Here is a 14,034-nt window from a genome sequence, read left to right on the forward strand (position 1 = left end):
AGCCGTGGAGCTCAGCGCCAGCGCAGGTCCTGGGCGCGGTCCCACAGGCTGCCCGGTACCGGCCCGAGGCCGAGGATCGAGAGGCTGACGTTGGCCAGCTCGCCGTTGCGGATCGGCTGGCGCGCGGCGCCGAAGCCCGGCCGGGTCCGGCCGGGGTTGGCCCGCGTGGTCCGGTTGAGCTGGTAGAGGTCGGCACGGGTGATCCCGGCGCCCCAGACCGCGAACGGGACCCGGTAGTTCTCCCGGTTGTGGATGTCGCTGTGCCGGGTCGCGCCGGGGATGCCGCCGTGGTCGGCGGTGAGCACGACCACCGTCGAGCTCTTGAGCGACGGCGTGCTGCGGATCTGGTTGAGCACCGTGCCGATGAGCCGGTCGACGGTGGCGACGGCGTCGAGGTAGCGCGGGCTCAGCCAGCCGTGGTCGTGGCCCATCTGGTCGGGCTTGCCGAGGTGCAGGAACGCGAAGGACGGCGCCTTGCGGGCCAGGTCCTGGCGCAGCGCGCGGACCACGGCGGCGTTCTTCTCGACCTTGATCACGTTCTTGTCGACCGCGGCCGGCCAGGAGCGCTCGAAGAGCAGGAACTTCGACTTCGTCGCGTAGACCGCGGTCGAGCCGCCGCCCGCGTGGACCACCTCGAAGACCGACGAGACCGGGTGTCCCGCCGCCTGCTGGACCGACTTGGTCACCGTGTCGTCGTTCCAGGTGACGCCGTGCCCGCCGCGGCTCGCCTTGATCCGGCGCCCGGTCACCATGCTCGTGTGGTTAGGCAGGGTCACCGTCATCTCGAGCTGGGAGCGCGCGTTGAGCGTGCCCGCGCCCTGCTCCGAGATCAGCTGGTGCAGGTACGGCGTCCGGGCCCGCCCGAGCTTGTTGAGGGCCCGCGGGTTGAGCCCGTCGACGGAGATCGCGATCACGTGCTTGCCGTTGACCGCCCGCGGCGCGAGGTCGGTGCCCGCGGGCCCGACCGGGGTGGGCGCGACGGCGTGGCCGGGGGCGGTCGCCGCCCCGGTCACCAGCGCCGAGAGCGTCGCGAGCAGGACGAGCGCGGACCGGGTCCGAGACAGCGAGGTCACCGGCCCAGGGTACGCCCGGCGTGACGTGATCTGCGTCCCGGAATGCCGACTGCGGACACCCCGACGCCGTAGTCTGGCCGGGTGCGGCACCTGGACGACCCCCGAGCGCGTGGCGAGATCGACGCCCCGATCGGGATCTTCGACTCCGGTTTCGGCGGCCTCACGGTCGCTCGCTCGGTCATCGACCAGCTGCCCCACGAGTCGATCACCTACGTCGGCGACACCGCCCGCCAGCCCTACGGCCCCAAGCCGATCGGCGAGGTCCGCGAGTACGCCCTCGAGTGCCTCGACCACCTCGTCGACAAGGGCGTCAAGGCCCTCGTCATCGCCTGCAACTCCGCCTCGGCCGCCATGCTGCGCGACGCCCGGGAGCGCTACGACGTCCCCGTGGTCGAGGTGATCTACCCGGCCACCCGCCGCGCCGTCGCGGCCACCCGCAACGGGCGCATCGGCGTCATCTCCACCCGCGCCACCGCCGAGTCGATGGCCTACGACGACGCCTTCGCGGCCGCCCCCCAGATCTCCCTCACCACGCGGGCGTGCCCGCGCTTCGTCGACTTCGTGGAGGCGGGGGTGACCGGCGGCGACGAGCTCATCGCGGTCGCCCGCGAGTACCTCGACCCGCTCACCGAGCTCGGCATCGACACCCTGATCCTCGGCTGCACCCACTACCCGCTGCTGACCGGCGTCATCTCCTACGTGATGGGCGACGACGTCACGCTGGTGAGCAGCGCGGAGGAGTGCGCCAAGGACGTCTACCGGATGCTGGCCGACACCGGCCTCATGCGGCCGTCGGGCGACCCGTCGTACATCTTCACGACGACGGGCTCACCGGCGGAGTTCGAGACGATCGGGCGCCGGTTCCTCGGCCCCGAGCTGGTGGCGGCCGGACAGTTCGCAGGGGGTCTTGCATGAGTGACGACGTGGTGGCACCGGAGACGACCCGGCTGCGGGTACCGCCGGACGGAGCCGACCACGCGGTCACGGTGACGATCGTCGGCTGCTCGGGCTCCTACCCGGGCCCCGAGTCCCCGGCGAGCTGCTACCTCGTCCAGGCCACCGACGCGCTGCGCACCTGGAGCCTCGTGCTCGACATGGGCAACGGCGCGCTCGGCGTCCTCCAGCGCTACGTCGACCCGCTCAAGGTCGACGCCGTCTTCATCAGCCACCTGCACGCCGACCACTGCGTCGACATGACCAGCTACTACGTGCTGCGCAAGTACCACCCGACCGGCACCCAGCCCAAGATCCCCGTCTGGGGCCCCAAGGGCACCGCCAAGCGTCTCGCCAAGGCCTACGACCTGCCGCGCAAGCCCGGCATGCGCGAGGAGTTCTCGTTCCGGGTCTACGGCGACCCGATCGAGATCGGCCCCTTCACGATCGAGTCCTACGAGGTCGACCACCCCGTGCCGGCCTACGGCCTGCGCGTCTCGGCCTTCGGCAAGGTCCTCGCCTACAGCGGCGACACCGGCCCCACCGACGCGCTCTACGACATCGCGGCCGACGCCGACCTCTTCCTGTGCGAGGCCTCGTTCCGCGAGTGCGACGAGAACCCGCCCAACCTGCACCTGACCGGGCTCGAGGCCGGCGAGGTCGCCACCAAGGCCCGGGCCAAGCGGCTCGTCGTGACCCACGTGCCGCCGTGGCACGACGCCCAGACGATGCTCGCCGAGGCGCAGTCGTCGTACGAGGGGCCGCTCGAGCTCGCCGTCCAGGGCGCGGTCTACGAGCTCTAGGCACAGGTGACCAGCAGCGAGGTCTGGGACGCCGCCACCGCGGCGGCGTACGACGCCGACGCCGCTGCGCAGTTCGCCCCCGGTGTGCTGGGGCCGACCGTCGACCTGCTCCACGAGCTCGCCGCGGGCGGACCCGTCCTCGAGCTCGCGATCGGGACCGGGCGGGTCGCCGTACCGCTGGCGGAGCGGGGGCTCGACGTCACCGGGATCGAGCTCTCCGAGGCGATGGTCGCGCAGCTGCGGCACAAGGTCCCCGCGACCGAGATCCCCGTCGTGGTGGGCGACATGGCGACGGCGACCGCGCCCGGCGTGGGCGACTACGCCCTCGTCGCGCTGGTCTGGAACACCCTGTCGAACCTGCGCACCCAGGACGAGCAGGTCGCCTGCTTCGCCAACGCGGCCCGGCACCTGCGCCCGGGCGGGCGGTTCGTGATCGAGCTGTGGGTGCCGCCGATCCAGCGGCTCGCGCCGGGGGAGGACGCCGTACCGATGACGGTGAGCGCGGAGCACGTCGTCATCGACACCTACGACCTGCTCACCCAGTCCTGCGCCTCGCACCACTACCACCACGACCCGGACGGCACGGTGCGCTCCGGGGTCGGGCGCTTCCGCTACGCCTGGCCGTCCGAGTGCGACCTGATGGCCCGGCTCGCGGGCCTGGAGCCGGAGGCGCGCTGGGCCGACTGGGACCGTACGCCGTTCACCGCGACCAGCCCGAGCCACGTCTCGGTCTGGCGCAAGCCCTAGTCGACGGGGTGCCCGGCGTCCCGGATGGTCAGCGCGATCTGCACCCGGTTGGTGGTCTCGAGCTTCTCGAACAGCCGCGAGACGTGTCCCTTGACCGTCGGCACCGACAGGTGCAGCTCACGCGCGATCTCGGCGTTGGAGAGCCCGCGGCCGACCGCGCAGGCGACCTCGAGCTCGCGCTCGGTGAGCCGGTCGAGACGGCGCTGGGCGTCGGCGGTCCGGCTGTCGCCGGACTCGGTGCGGACCCGGTCGATCAGGGTGCGCGTCACCGAGGGCGAGAGCATCGGGTCGCCGTCGGCGACCTTGCGCAGCGCGGCGACGATCTCGGCCGGCGGGGTGTCCTTGAGCAGGAAGCCGTCGGCGCCCGCGGCCAGCGCGCCCACGACGTAGTCGTCGGCGTCGAAGGTGGTCAGCACGATCACGCGCGGCGGCTGGGGGTCGGCGTGGAGGACCCGGGTCGCGGCGAGGCCGTCGAGCACCGGCATCCGGATGTCCATGAGGACGACGTCCGGGTTGAGCTCGCGTGCCAGCGCGACGCCGGCGCGGCCGTCGGGCGCCTCGCCGACGACCGCCAGGTCGGCCTGCCCGCCGAGCATCAGCGAGAGCGCCGAGCGCACCAGCGGGTCGTCGTCGACGATGATGACGCGGATCTGCTCGCTCATGACGGGATCTCCTCCTGCTCGGCGGCCCACGGTAGCCAGGCGTGCAGCACGAACGCATCCGGGGCCGTCGCGTCCGCGGTGTGCTCCACCCCGTGGGTCAGCCAGCCGCCGCGCAGCTCGGCCCGCTCGGTCAGCCCGACCAGGCCCAGCCCGGCGCCCGGGGTCCGGGTCGGCCCGAAGCCGAGGGCGTTGCGCAGCACCACGTCGACACCGTCGGCGGGGGAGCCGCTGAGCGTGATCCGCACCGTCGCCGCCCGGGCGTGCTTGGTGGCGTTGGTGATGCCCTCCTGGACGATCCGGTAGACGGTGCGGCCGACCGCGTCGGGCAGCTCGCCGGCGTCGGGCGCCAAGCGGTCGTCGTACTCGATGGCGGTGCCGGCCTCGCGCGCGTCGTCGATGAGCGCGTCGAGGTCGCGGTACGTCGGCTGGGGCCCGGTGAGCGGCCCGCCGCCCTCGGCCTCGCGCAGCACGCCCAGCACCTCGCGCAGGTCGCGCAGCGCCTCGTGCGCCTTGGCCTGGATGACCGTGACGCTGCTGCGCATCTCGTCGGCGCTCAGGTCCTCGCGATAGGTCAGCGCTCCCGCGTGCATGGAGATCTGCGAGATCCGGTGGGCCAGCACGTCGTGCATCTCCCGCGCGATCCGGGCCCGCTCGTTGGAACGGGCCTGCGTCGCCCGGAGGTCGCGCTCGGCCTCCGCCGTCTCGGCCCGCTGGCGCAGCGTCCAGATCAGCTCGCGCCGCGAGCCGATGAACATGCCCCAGGCCAGGATCGCGGCGCACACCGCGACACTCACCGTGGCGGTCAACCACCACGGGTCGCTGTCGTGCATCGGCTGCACCCAGTAATAGGCCCAGCCCCCGAGCAGGTTGAGCACGCCCACCGCGATCACCTGCCACCAGCGCCGCCGGGTGGCCAGCGAGACCGTCGCCAGGGTCGCCGGTCCGGCCGCGAGCGAGCTGAACGGCGTCATCACGATGGTGGCGACCGCGATCGGCACCGGCCAGCGCCGCCGATAGGCGACGACGACATAGGCGATGAGGCCGACGACGATGTCGATCCAGAACAGAATCGGCATCTCGTCGACCTGCTCGTCGATGGCCGGTGCCCACACCAGGAGGCTGATCACCAGCATCAGCAGGTAGCGCCACAGATGGCCGTACCAGCGCAGCCGTGGCTGGTAGTCGTCCGGGCTCGGCTCATCCACGACAGCGACCCTAGGGCCTCAGGGCGGGGTGGGGGCAGCATCCCCGGGCCGGAGCGGTACCTACTTTGGTCGGGGCGACTCGCGACGCCGGTTCGATGTGCGCGGGGCCGGGCTGGGGCAGGCTGGTGCCATGATCACAGTCGAACGACTCACCAAGACCTACGGTGCGTACACCGCCGTGGACGACGTCAGTTTCGCCTGCCAGCCCGGCCGGGTGACCGGCTTCCTCGGCCCGAACGGCGCAGGCAAGACCACCACGATGCGGGTCATGGTCGGCCTCACGCTGCCGACCCGCGGCCAGGTCACCATCGGTGGCTACAAGTACCACGACATCCCCAACCCCGGCCGCCACGTCGGCACGCTGCTGGACGCCTCGGCCCAGCACGTCGGCCGGACGGGACGCGAGATCCTCACGATCGCGGCCAAGACGATGGGCCTACCGGCCAGCCGGGTCGACGATATGCTCGCCCTGGTGGGTCTCAACGACTCCGAGTCGCAGCGCCGCCTGCGCAACTACTCGCTCGGCATGAAGCAGCGCCTCGGCATCGCCCACGCGCTGCTCGGCGACCCGTCGGTGCTCATCCTCGACGAGCCCGCCAACGGCCTCGACCCGGCCGGCATCCGCTGGATGCGCGGACTCCTCAAGGGGTACGCCGACCGCGGCGGCACGGTGCTGCTCTCCAGCCACCTGCTGCACGAGGTGGAGATGATCGCCGACGAGATGATCCTCATCGGCCACGGCCGGATCGTCGCCCAGGGCGACAAGAAGTCGCTGCTGGCCGGTGCCAACGGCGCGGCGACGACGCTGGTGACCTCGCTCGACAACGCCGCGCTCGGCGCCGCGCTCTCGCGGGGCGGCCACGGCGTCGAGCCGGTCGGCGAAGGCCTCAAGGTGCAGGCGACCCCGGAGCAGGTCGGCCGTGCCGCCCTGTCCGCCGGCATCGTCCTCACCGACCTCCGGTCCGGCGGCGCCGGCCTGGAGGACCTGTTCCTCGAGCTGACCTCGGAGACGGCCCGCGAGGCCGTTCCCGGTGTCGGTGCACCGACCACCGGAGGTACCCCCGCATGAGCGCCACGACTCCCGCCCCGACCCTCGACATCTCCGGGACGCCGCGGACCCCGATCACCCGGCTCGCCAGCGTCGAGTTCCGCAAGGCCATCGACACCCGCGCCGGCTTCTGGCTCGCGACGTCGATCCTGGCCCTGGTCATGATCGTCCTGTTGATCTTCGTCCTCGCGGTCGACGGCCAGAAGGACTTCGGCGACCTGCTCAGCGTGGCCGGCGGCGTGCTCGGCTACTTCATGCCGATCCTGATCATCATGCTGGTGACGAGCGAGCAGTCCCAGCGCAACGGTCTGGTGACCTTCACCCTGGAGCCGCAGCGCTCCCGGGTGGTCATCGCCAAGTTCCTCGCCGGCCTGCTCCTCGCGGGCACCGTGATGATTCTCGCCGCGGTCCTCGCCGCAGGCTTCACCGTGCTCGGCGCGATCACCGGCAGCTCGCCGTCCTGGTCGCTCGACGCGAACCTGCTGTTCAACGGCTTCGTGCTCTCCAACGTCATCGGGATCCTGGTCGGCTTCGCGATCTCGATGCTGGTCATGAACACCCCGGCCGGCATCGTCGCCTACTTCGCCTACAGCCTGATCCTCCCGACCGCGGCCGGCATCCTCAGCGCGCTGAGCTCGGGCTTCGAGAAGATCGCCCCGTGGATCGAGTTCAACACCGCGCAGACGCCGCTGTTCACCGGCGACTACCAGCCCTCGGGCGAGCAGTGGGCGCAGATCGCGACTTCCGGCTTCATCTGGCTGATCGTGCCGCTGGCACTGGGCCTGTGGCGCCTGATGCGCATCGAGTTCAAGTGATCGGGTAGCACCCACCCCGGCGCTTCACCGAAGATTGCCGGACACGTCACCGTGGCGGAGCCTGCTGGTAGCGGGCTCCGCCACGGTTGTCTTCCGTGGGCAACGGATACCTGCGGTTCGCCGCCCTCGGCGACAGCACCACCGTCGGGCTCGGCGACCCGGTCCCCGGGGGTGGTTGGCGGGGGTGGGCACGGATCCTCGCGGAGTCCCTCCGCACGTCGTACGACGTCTCGTTCTGCAATGTCGCCGTGTCGGGGGCGACCGCCGGGGTCGTCCGCGAGCGCCAGCTCGACCAGGCGCTCGCGCACCGGCCCGACCTGGCCTCGCTGCTGGTCGGGGTCAACGACACGCTGCGCTCGACGTGGGACCCGGCGCGGCTGCGGGCGGACCTCTTCGCCACCGCGGCGGCGCTGACCGGCGGGGGCGCGACGCTGATGACGGTGCGCTGGCACGACCACGGGGCGCTGCTGGGGCTGCCGCGGGTGCTGACCCGGCCGATGGGGGAGCGGATCGACGTGGTCAACGCGGTCTACGACGACCTCCACGCGGCGTACGGCGGCCTGCGGCTCGACCTGGCCCTGATGCCGGAGGTGCTCGACCGCTCGTGCTGGTCGATCGACCGCTTCCACCCCTCCGAGCTCGGCCACCGCGCGCTCGCCCGGGCCTGGGCCGAGCGGCTGCGGGCGGCGGGCTACGACTTCCCGCTTCCCGGCCTGGAGCCGTACGGCGGCTGCCCGCCGAGCTGGCGTCGCGACGTGGCCTGGATGGTGACCGAGGGAGCCCCCTGGTTCGGCCGGCGGGCGCGCGACCTCGGCCCCTGGGCGGTACGACGGGCGCTCGCCGCCGCCCGCTGAGCCCCCGCTAGGTTGGGGGACATGAGCACCCGCGAGGACGGCCGCGCCGACGACGAGCTGCGCCCGATCAAGATCACCCGCAACTGGCTCGACCACCCGGCAGGGTCGGTGCTGATCGAGTTCGGCAAGACCCGCGTGCTGTGCGCGGCGTCCGCGTCCGAGGGCGTGCCGCGCTGGCGCAAGGGATCCGGCCTGGGCTGGGTCACCGCCGAGTACGCGATGCTCCCCGCCTCCACCAACACCCGCTCGGACCGCGAGTCGGTCAAGGGCCGGATCGGTGGCCGTACCCACGAGATCAGCCGCCTGATCGGCCGCTCGCTGCGCGCGATCATCGACGACAAGGCGCTGGGCGAGAACACCATCCAGATCGACTGCGACGTCCTCCAGGCCGACGGCGGCACCCGCACCGCCGCGATCACCGGCGCCTACGTCGCCCTCGCCGACGCGTGCGCCAAGCTCGGCGTGCCCGGCGCCCTCACCGGCTCGGTCGCCGCGGTCAGCGTCGGCATCATCGACGGCGTCCCGCGCCTCGACCTGCCCTACGTCGAGGACGTGCGCGCCGAGACCGACATGAACGTCGTGATGACCGGCGCCGGCTCCTTCGTCGAGGTCCAGGGCACCGCCGAGGGCGCGCCCTTCGACCGCGCCGAGCTCGACGCCCTGCTCAACCTCGCCGAGAAGGGCTGCGTCGACCTCACCCGCCTCCAGCAGGAGGCGCTGTCGTCGTGAAGGTGCTCGTCGCCTCGCGCAACGCCAAGAAGCTCGAGGAGATGCGCCGCATCCTCGCCGAGCACATGACCACCGTCGAGGTGGTCGGCCTCGACGACGTCACGCCGTACGACGAGCCGGTCGAGGACCAGCCCACCTTCGAGGGCAACGCCCTGGTCAAGGCCCGCGCCGGCGTCGCCGCGACCGGCCTGCCCACCCTCGCCGACGACTCGGGCATCTGCGTCGACGCCCTCAACGGCATGCCCGGGGTGCTCTCGGCGCGCTGGTCCGGCCCGCCCAAGTCCGACGAGCGCAACAACACGCTCCTCCTCGCCCAGCTGGCCGACGTCCCCGACGAGCGTCGTACGGGGCACTTCGCGTGCGCCGTCGCCCTCGCCCACCCCGACGGCCGCGAGCTCGTCGTCGAGGGCCGGATGGACGGCATCGTGATCCGCGAGGTGCGCGGCGCCGGCGGCTTCGGCTACGACGTGCTCTTCGTCGCCGAGGACCGGCCCGGCGTGACCACCGCCGAGCTCACCCGCGAGGACAAGGACGCGATCTCGCACCGCGGCAAGGCGCTGCGCGAGATCGCGCCGCTGGTCGCCGACCTGCTGGGCTAGTGATCAGCCGATGTGGTCGAGTGCCACGCTGAGGTCCCACGCGTCGTAGGCGTTGGTGGACCACGGCCCGGTTCCTGGCGAGAACACCAACCGAAGGTCGCCGCGCTCGGGCTGCCATGCGATCAGCGCTTCCGGAGTGAGAGCGAGGAAGTAGCCTCGCTGCCCGAACCCGAGGTACCTCACGAAGAACGTCCCTTTGCCCGGTCGCAGCACCGCCTCTACCCGCTGCCCGTCCGCGCTCACCCGCCCCAGCCGTTGCCCGGTCTCCCCGAGTGTCGCGACGAACGGACCCTCGCCCTCGCGGGGAAAGTACGCCGAACCGAATGTCCGCCCCTCGACGATCTCTCTGGCCGCCGTACTGATCTCGGGGTCGCCGCCCGGCGGCAGCTCTCTCCAGCGCCGCAGCTTCGCGGTGCCGTCACTCGCGGCGGTGACGTGGACGATGCCTTGTCCGCGGAAGGCTGAGCCGAGCAGGCGGAAGGGGAGTCGCTGGGCGTCGCGCGTCGTCCCTTGCCGGGGAAGGAAGTAGGTGCGATGGGTCTGGGGCGAGTCGACCAGCAGGCTTCGGCTGTCCGGCGCCCACGAGATCGCTGCCACCCCGCCCCGGATCCGCGTCGTCCGCGCCTTGCCGGTCGCCAGGTCCAGGACCACCACGCCGAGCGCCGACGGCCCCGCCCACCGCTTACCGTCGGGTGAGAGGTGGCCGGCGCCGTACGTGTCCGGGCCGGGCCATCCGTCCGGATCGAGCCCTAGGTCGGCCAGGTTCAGCCGCAACCACCCCTGCTCCGGCACATGGAAGTAGATCGTCTCCGACCCCCACCCGCTCCCGTCCCTAGGGGATTCCAGCGGTCGGTACGCCATCGTCGCCACCTCCGGCTGCACGCTCAGCAGGTCGCGCAGCCCGCCGTCCGGCGGTGCAGCGGCCGGGGCACCCAGGCGGGCTCGGTCGAGCCTGGCCAGGTCGGCAGGAAGGCGGAGCGTCGCAGGCCGTGGGCTGCTCGTCTCGGCGGGAGTCGCGCCGGTTGGGCCGCTGGGCTCGCGCCTCGGTGTGGGGTCGGCCGAGCACGCGGCGAGCGCTACGCCGACGGCGAGAGCGACCGACGGCGCCCGTCGGAGTCGCCGCCGGTCAGGCATGGTCAGGTGTCACCGGCGATCCCGTGATCGGCAACAGCTTCTCGCACACGGAGAATCGCCACGACCCGACGCTGCCGCCGACCTCGTGTCGGTACTTGCCGTCGGAGCAGCGACGGTCTCGCTTGTTGGGAATTCCCGGGTTGTTGCTGATTCGCCACACCCAGGCGTTGCGGTTCTTGCACGAGTTGGGGCGCCGCTCGTAGTTGCGCCACACCCATTCACCGTTCTGGAGGCCGAGACGCTCCTCGTCGTTGCGGTGGTAGTCGTCCGCGTTGCAATAGCTGGAGCCGATCGGGATGTGGGTGTGCGGGTCGGTGTCGACGCCGTCGTTGGCGGCAGGGTTGCACTCGGGCCAGAGGCCGTTGTCCCAGTCTGAGTAGTCGGCGCACTTGCCCCAGGTCGGCGGCAGCGCGAAGCCCGGAGCGAGCTTGAGGATCCCGTCGAGGGAGACCAGAGCCGTTGCGCTGGCAGAGACGAGCGCGCCCTTGATGAAGGCGCGCCGGCCGAAGGCGGCGACGATCAGCGAGCGACGTGCGTGGCTCCGGCTGGCGCCCGCGGGCTTGACGTCGGCGCTCGGGATGTCGTCCAGGAGCAAGGTGGGCATCGAGGTCATCCGTTCTTGGGTGTGTGGGCGAGTCTGGCGATGCCGTCGAGCAGTGCGGCGCACTTCTCCTCGAACTCCCGCTCGTGGACGCGAGGGGTGAGGACGGCGACGGCGCTCGGTGAGGAGATGACGAAGAAGGTGCTGGCCGGGTCCTCGGGGAAGGTCGAACGCCAGACCTCGCCGAGGCGTGCCTTGGCGCCGCTCCACGACGGCACCATGGGCAGTCCGACCTCCGGGGAGTAGACGTCGAGCGTGCCCACCTCGGGGAAGAAGGTGAAGCTCTCCTTGACGCGGATCGTTTCTCCGACCTCCGAGGTCACGACCAGGCCGTCGGGCTCATCATGGAAGCGCAGACCGGACAGCCGGTCGAGAGCCGGGGTGACGTCGAGCGCCTCCGAGTTGGCGACGTAGGTCGCAACCTCGTGGTGCGGCCCTCGCCAGAGAGCAAGACCGCGAGTGCGTCCCTTGACGTTGCTGGCGGCGACGAGGAACTCACCGCCGTCGTAGGAGAGACGCTGGAGCGGCTCCGACTCCATGTCGAAGGACATGTACGAGTCGTAGTTGCCTCGCGGCGCGACGTGGAACGTGCGGGTCCGGGACGCGTCCGGCGCCGTCCCGTCGAGCCTGCCGACCAGGTCGATCTGCGAGTTCCATGCATCGAACGGGCCGACATCGCGCATCTCGAGGTCGATCCGGCTGCCGTCTGCTTGCAGGTAGGTGGTCTTCACGCGCGCTCCATTCGTTTGGTCCCGCCACGGCGGAGGGTCTGGCGGATCACGTCCTCGATCGCTTCGGGGGCGCCGGCCGGGTCGACGCTCACGATGCTTCCGTCGGCGTCGATGGCGATCAGCGCTGGTGTCCATCCCGGCAGCAGCCGGCGCCAGAGCGCCAGATTGACCTCGACCCGCACGTCGTTGTCAGCGTCGGCGCCGGTGGGGAGGTAGTCGAGGTCGGCATCCGCCACGACGAGTGCGCCGATCGCGTCGTCGACCTCGCGCATCGTGCGCCGGAAGATCGGCAGGACCTCCTGGCAGGAGGCGCATCCTCGGGCGACGAGGAGGACGAGAAGAACCTCGCGGCCCGGTGGCGGCCGGAGCAGCTCGGGGAAGGCTTCGCTGACGGACAGCCCGCCTCCATGTCCGCGCAGCTCCCGGACCTGCCCCTGAAGCATCCTGAGCTCGCGCAGTAGCCCCAGGAGGGCCAGCAGGATGAATCCGACGAGCAGCGCCAAGATGACCACGGCTGCGTTGAGTGCGCTCATCCCCGAGACTCCTCACTACGATAGGCGGTCATGGTAAGCACCGGTGTCGCGTTCTGGCTAGAAGTGCGCTTCATGACTTGACTGGAAGTTCCGGATCTGACCTAGCATCGGCCCATGGTCACCGTCGTCGTCTGTGCCACCGTCGTGGCGGCCGGCGTCCTTCTGACGGTGGCCGGCACCGCCCACATCCGGGACCGCAAAACGTTGCTGGCGCACCTTCTCGCTCACGACGTCCTGGGCTACCGGTGGTCGCGGCGGGCGGCCCAGCTGCTCGGCCCGGTCGAGCTGCTCCTCGGAATCGTTCTCCTGCTCAGCCCGGGCGCGGTCCTGGTGAGTGGCCACCCGCTGCCGCTCGTGGTCGCCGCGGCCTCGGCGGCTGCCCTGCTGCTGGTCATGACCGGGTACGTCCTTCAAGCGCTGCGCAGGGGAGGCGACCTGTTCTGCGCCTGCTTCGGAACCGAGGAACGGCTCGGTGCGCGCACCCTGCTCCGGGTCTTGCTGCTCGGTCTTGCCATGGTGACGGCGACCGTCCGGCCGGCGTTCCCGCTGGCCTGGGCAGACTTGGCACTCGCGCTCGTCATCGGGGCGGTCGTTGCCGGCCTGCTGGGGCCTGCTCAGTGGGCTGCGCGCCGGACATCGGAGGCGGGCTGATGGCGGTACCCAGCCGAGCCTCGGCAGCGGGTGCAGCACTGCACCCGCTGGCGTTGACGGTCGCGATCGGCGTCCTGGTGATCATCGCGGGTGCGCTTACACGTCAGCACGAGGTCCTGCCCTTCTGGCTGGTCGCCGCTCTCGCCGCGGGGTTCGCCATCTCCGGGTCGGTTTGAAGCCACAACTCAGCAATGCTGATCGCGTCGGTCTGGCGCGGCTGGGCTCGTGGCACCTTCATCGCCGGTCTCCTCCTGGGCGGTCTCTTGGCGACCTCGATCGCCGTCGCCGTGGGGTCACTGGTCCTGCGGAGCTGGATTCCCGAAGGGACGACCCGCCGTGCCGTCGTGGGCGTCGTTGTCGTCATCGCATGGGCGCGCGACGCGGGTGTGGTGCGATTCAAGATCCCGCAGAACGCACGGCAGGTCCCTGAGGCGATCGCGCTCCAGGGGCAGCGCCTAGGTGCCTTTCAGTTCGGGGTCGAGATGGGCACGGGCATGCGCACCTTCATGACCAGCATGCTGCCGCATGTCGTCGTGGCAGCAGCGCTGCTTCTCTGCTCGTGGCCGGAGGGCGCGTTCATGGGCATCTGCTTCGGCTTCGGTCGAGCGATCGTGCCATTGGCCCGGACGTTCGCGGACAACGAGGACCGTTGGTCGGACGCCTTCAGCAAGAGGGAGCGCACGATCCAGGTATCGCTCGGCCTGGCCGTCGCCGTAGGCGGGCTGCTGGCGGGCGCCTTCTTCTAGCGTGGAGTCAATCCTCCCGGGAGCAGTCCGGGAGGCGGCCACGTCGGAGAAGCGGGCCTCCGTGCCGGAGGCGGGACTCGAACCCGCACACCCGAAGGCACAGGTACCTAAAACCTGCGTGTCTGCCAGTTCCACCACTCCGGCGATGAGCGCCACGAGTCTAGGGGCCG

General features: G+C 71.3%; 18 protein-coding genes and 1 tRNA gene. 11 read left to right on the plus strand and 8 right to left on the minus strand.

The window, feature by feature from the left end; genetic code table 11:
• Window positions 1–11: 11 nt before the first annotated feature.
• Window positions 12–1,073, minus strand: coding sequence for an alkaline phosphatase family protein (locus tag M0M48_RS03060; protein ID WP_257754352.1), 1,062 nt, complete (start codon window positions 1,071–1,073; stop codon window positions 12–14).
• Between the two features lie 81 nt (window positions 1,074–1,154).
• On the opposite strand from M0M48_RS03060, the gene murI reads away from it, so the two are divergent.
• Genes murI through M0M48_RS03075 form a run of 3 tightly spaced genes read left to right on the plus strand, consistent with a single transcriptional unit; the run spans window position 1,155 to window position 3,556 of the window.
• A complete protein-coding gene (murI, locus tag M0M48_RS03065; protein WP_257754353.1) occupies window positions 1,155–1,988 on the plus strand; it encodes a glutamate racemase in 834 nt (277 codons plus the stop codon).
• A complete protein-coding gene (locus tag M0M48_RS03070; protein WP_257754354.1) occupies window positions 1,985–2,809 on the plus strand; it encodes an MBL fold metallo-hydrolase in 825 nt (274 codons plus the stop codon). Before murI ends, M0M48_RS03070 begins: the two co-directional genes overlap by 4 nt.
• A gap of 6 nt (window positions 2,810–2,815) precedes the next feature.
• A complete protein-coding gene (locus tag M0M48_RS03075; RefSeq protein WP_257754355.1) occupies window positions 2,816–3,556 on the plus strand; it encodes a class I SAM-dependent methyltransferase in 741 nt (246 codons plus the stop codon).
• On the opposite strand, the gene M0M48_RS03080 is transcribed toward M0M48_RS03075, so the two are convergent.
• Together M0M48_RS03080 and M0M48_RS03085 are read right to left on the minus strand one after the other, a co-directional pair.
• The gene (locus M0M48_RS03080; RefSeq protein ID WP_215816384.1) at window positions 3,553–4,218 is read right to left on the minus strand and encodes a response regulator; all 666 of its coding nucleotides are present in this window, start codon (window positions 4,216–4,218) and stop codon (window positions 3,553–3,555) included. The two genes, M0M48_RS03075 and M0M48_RS03080, sit on opposite strands and share 4 nt — an antisense overlap.
• Complete coding sequence (locus M0M48_RS03085) at window positions 4,215–5,423, minus strand: sensor histidine kinase (RefSeq protein ID WP_257754356.1); 1,209 nt, start codon at window positions 5,421–5,423, stop codon at window positions 4,215–4,217. Before M0M48_RS03085 ends, M0M48_RS03080 begins: the two co-directional genes overlap by 4 nt.
• 130 nt (window positions 5,424–5,553) lie before the next feature.
• On the opposite strand from M0M48_RS03085, the gene M0M48_RS03090 reads away from it, so the two are divergent.
• From M0M48_RS03090 to rdgB, 5 genes are all read left to right on the plus strand, one after another.
• The gene (locus tag M0M48_RS03090; RefSeq protein WP_257754357.1) at window positions 5,554–6,492 is read left to right on the plus strand and encodes an ABC transporter ATP-binding protein; all 939 of its coding nucleotides are present in this window, start codon (window positions 5,554–5,556) and stop codon (window positions 6,490–6,492) included.
• Window positions 6,489–7,286: an ABC transporter permease gene (locus M0M48_RS03095; RefSeq protein WP_257754358.1), complete on the plus strand. Its 798-nt coding sequence runs from the start codon at window positions 6,489–6,491 to the stop codon at window positions 7,284–7,286. Before M0M48_RS03090 ends, M0M48_RS03095 begins: the two co-directional genes overlap by 4 nt.
• 95 nt (window positions 7,287–7,381) lie before the next feature.
• Window positions 7,382–8,140, plus strand: coding sequence for an SGNH/GDSL hydrolase family protein (locus M0M48_RS03100; protein ID WP_257754359.1), 759 nt, complete (start codon window positions 7,382–7,384; stop codon window positions 8,138–8,140).
• Window positions 8,141–8,161: 21 nt separating this feature from the next.
• Window positions 8,162–8,869, plus strand: coding sequence for a ribonuclease PH (gene rph, locus M0M48_RS03105; RefSeq protein ID WP_215816379.1), 708 nt, complete (start codon window positions 8,162–8,164; stop codon window positions 8,867–8,869).
• Complete coding sequence (gene rdgB / locus M0M48_RS03110; protein ID WP_257759298.1) at window positions 8,866–9,468, plus strand: RdgB/HAM1 family non-canonical purine NTP pyrophosphatase; 603 nt, start codon at window positions 8,866–8,868, stop codon at window positions 9,466–9,468. The genes rph and rdgB overlap by 4 nt, the downstream gene beginning before the upstream one ends.
• A gap of 3 nt (window positions 9,469–9,471) precedes the next feature.
• Here rdgB and M0M48_RS03115 read toward each other — a convergent pair whose 3' ends face one another.
• From M0M48_RS03115 to M0M48_RS03130, 4 genes are all read right to left on the minus strand, one after another.
• Complete coding sequence (locus M0M48_RS03115) at window positions 9,472–10,242, minus strand: hypothetical protein (RefSeq protein WP_257754360.1); 771 nt, start codon at window positions 10,240–10,242, stop codon at window positions 9,472–9,474.
• A 352-nt stretch (window positions 10,243–10,594) separates the two neighbouring features.
• Window positions 10,595–11,206 carry a hypothetical protein gene (locus M0M48_RS03120; protein WP_257754361.1) on the minus strand — a complete coding sequence of 204 codons (612 nt, stop codon included), beginning with the start codon at window positions 11,204–11,206 and terminating at the stop codon, window positions 10,595–10,597.
• Between the two features lie 5 nt (window positions 11,207–11,211).
• On the minus strand, window positions 11,212–11,934 hold the full coding sequence (locus M0M48_RS03125; RefSeq protein WP_257754362.1) for a hypothetical protein: 723 nt from the start codon (window positions 11,932–11,934) through the stop codon (window positions 11,212–11,214).
• Window positions 11,931–12,467: a hypothetical protein gene (locus tag M0M48_RS03130; protein ID WP_257754363.1), complete on the minus strand. Its 537-nt coding sequence runs from the start codon at window positions 12,465–12,467 to the stop codon at window positions 11,931–11,933. The genes M0M48_RS03125 and M0M48_RS03130 overlap by 4 nt, the downstream gene beginning before the upstream one ends.
• A 114-nt stretch (window positions 12,468–12,581) precedes the next feature.
• On the opposite strand from M0M48_RS03130, the gene M0M48_RS03135 reads away from it, so the two are divergent.
• From M0M48_RS03135 to M0M48_RS03145, 3 genes are read left to right on the plus strand one after another with little or no spacing between them, the layout of a single operon-like run.
• Window positions 12,582–13,118: a MauE/DoxX family redox-associated membrane protein gene (locus tag M0M48_RS03135; protein ID WP_257754364.1), complete on the plus strand. Its 537-nt coding sequence runs from the start codon at window positions 12,582–12,584 to the stop codon at window positions 13,116–13,118.
• Window positions 13,118–13,294: a hypothetical protein gene (locus tag M0M48_RS03140; protein WP_257754365.1), complete on the plus strand. Its 177-nt coding sequence runs from the start codon at window positions 13,118–13,120 to the stop codon at window positions 13,292–13,294. The genes M0M48_RS03135 and M0M48_RS03140 overlap by 1 nt, the downstream gene beginning before the upstream one ends.
• A 15-nt stretch (window positions 13,295–13,309) precedes the next feature.
• Window positions 13,310–13,864, plus strand: coding sequence for a hypothetical protein (locus M0M48_RS03145; protein ID WP_257754366.1), 555 nt, complete (start codon window positions 13,310–13,312; stop codon window positions 13,862–13,864).
• A gap of 62 nt (window positions 13,865–13,926) precedes the next feature.
• On the opposite strand, the gene M0M48_RS03150 is transcribed toward M0M48_RS03145, so the two are convergent.
• Window positions 13,927–14,008, minus strand: a tRNA-Leu gene (locus M0M48_RS03150).
• Window positions 14,009–14,034: the final 26 nt, after the last annotated feature.

Origin of the sequence: Pimelobacter simplex (assembly GCF_024662235.1) — a bacterium.
In the GTDB taxonomy this organism is placed as follows: Bacteria; Actinomycetota; Actinomycetes; order Propionibacteriales; family Nocardioidaceae; genus Nocardioides.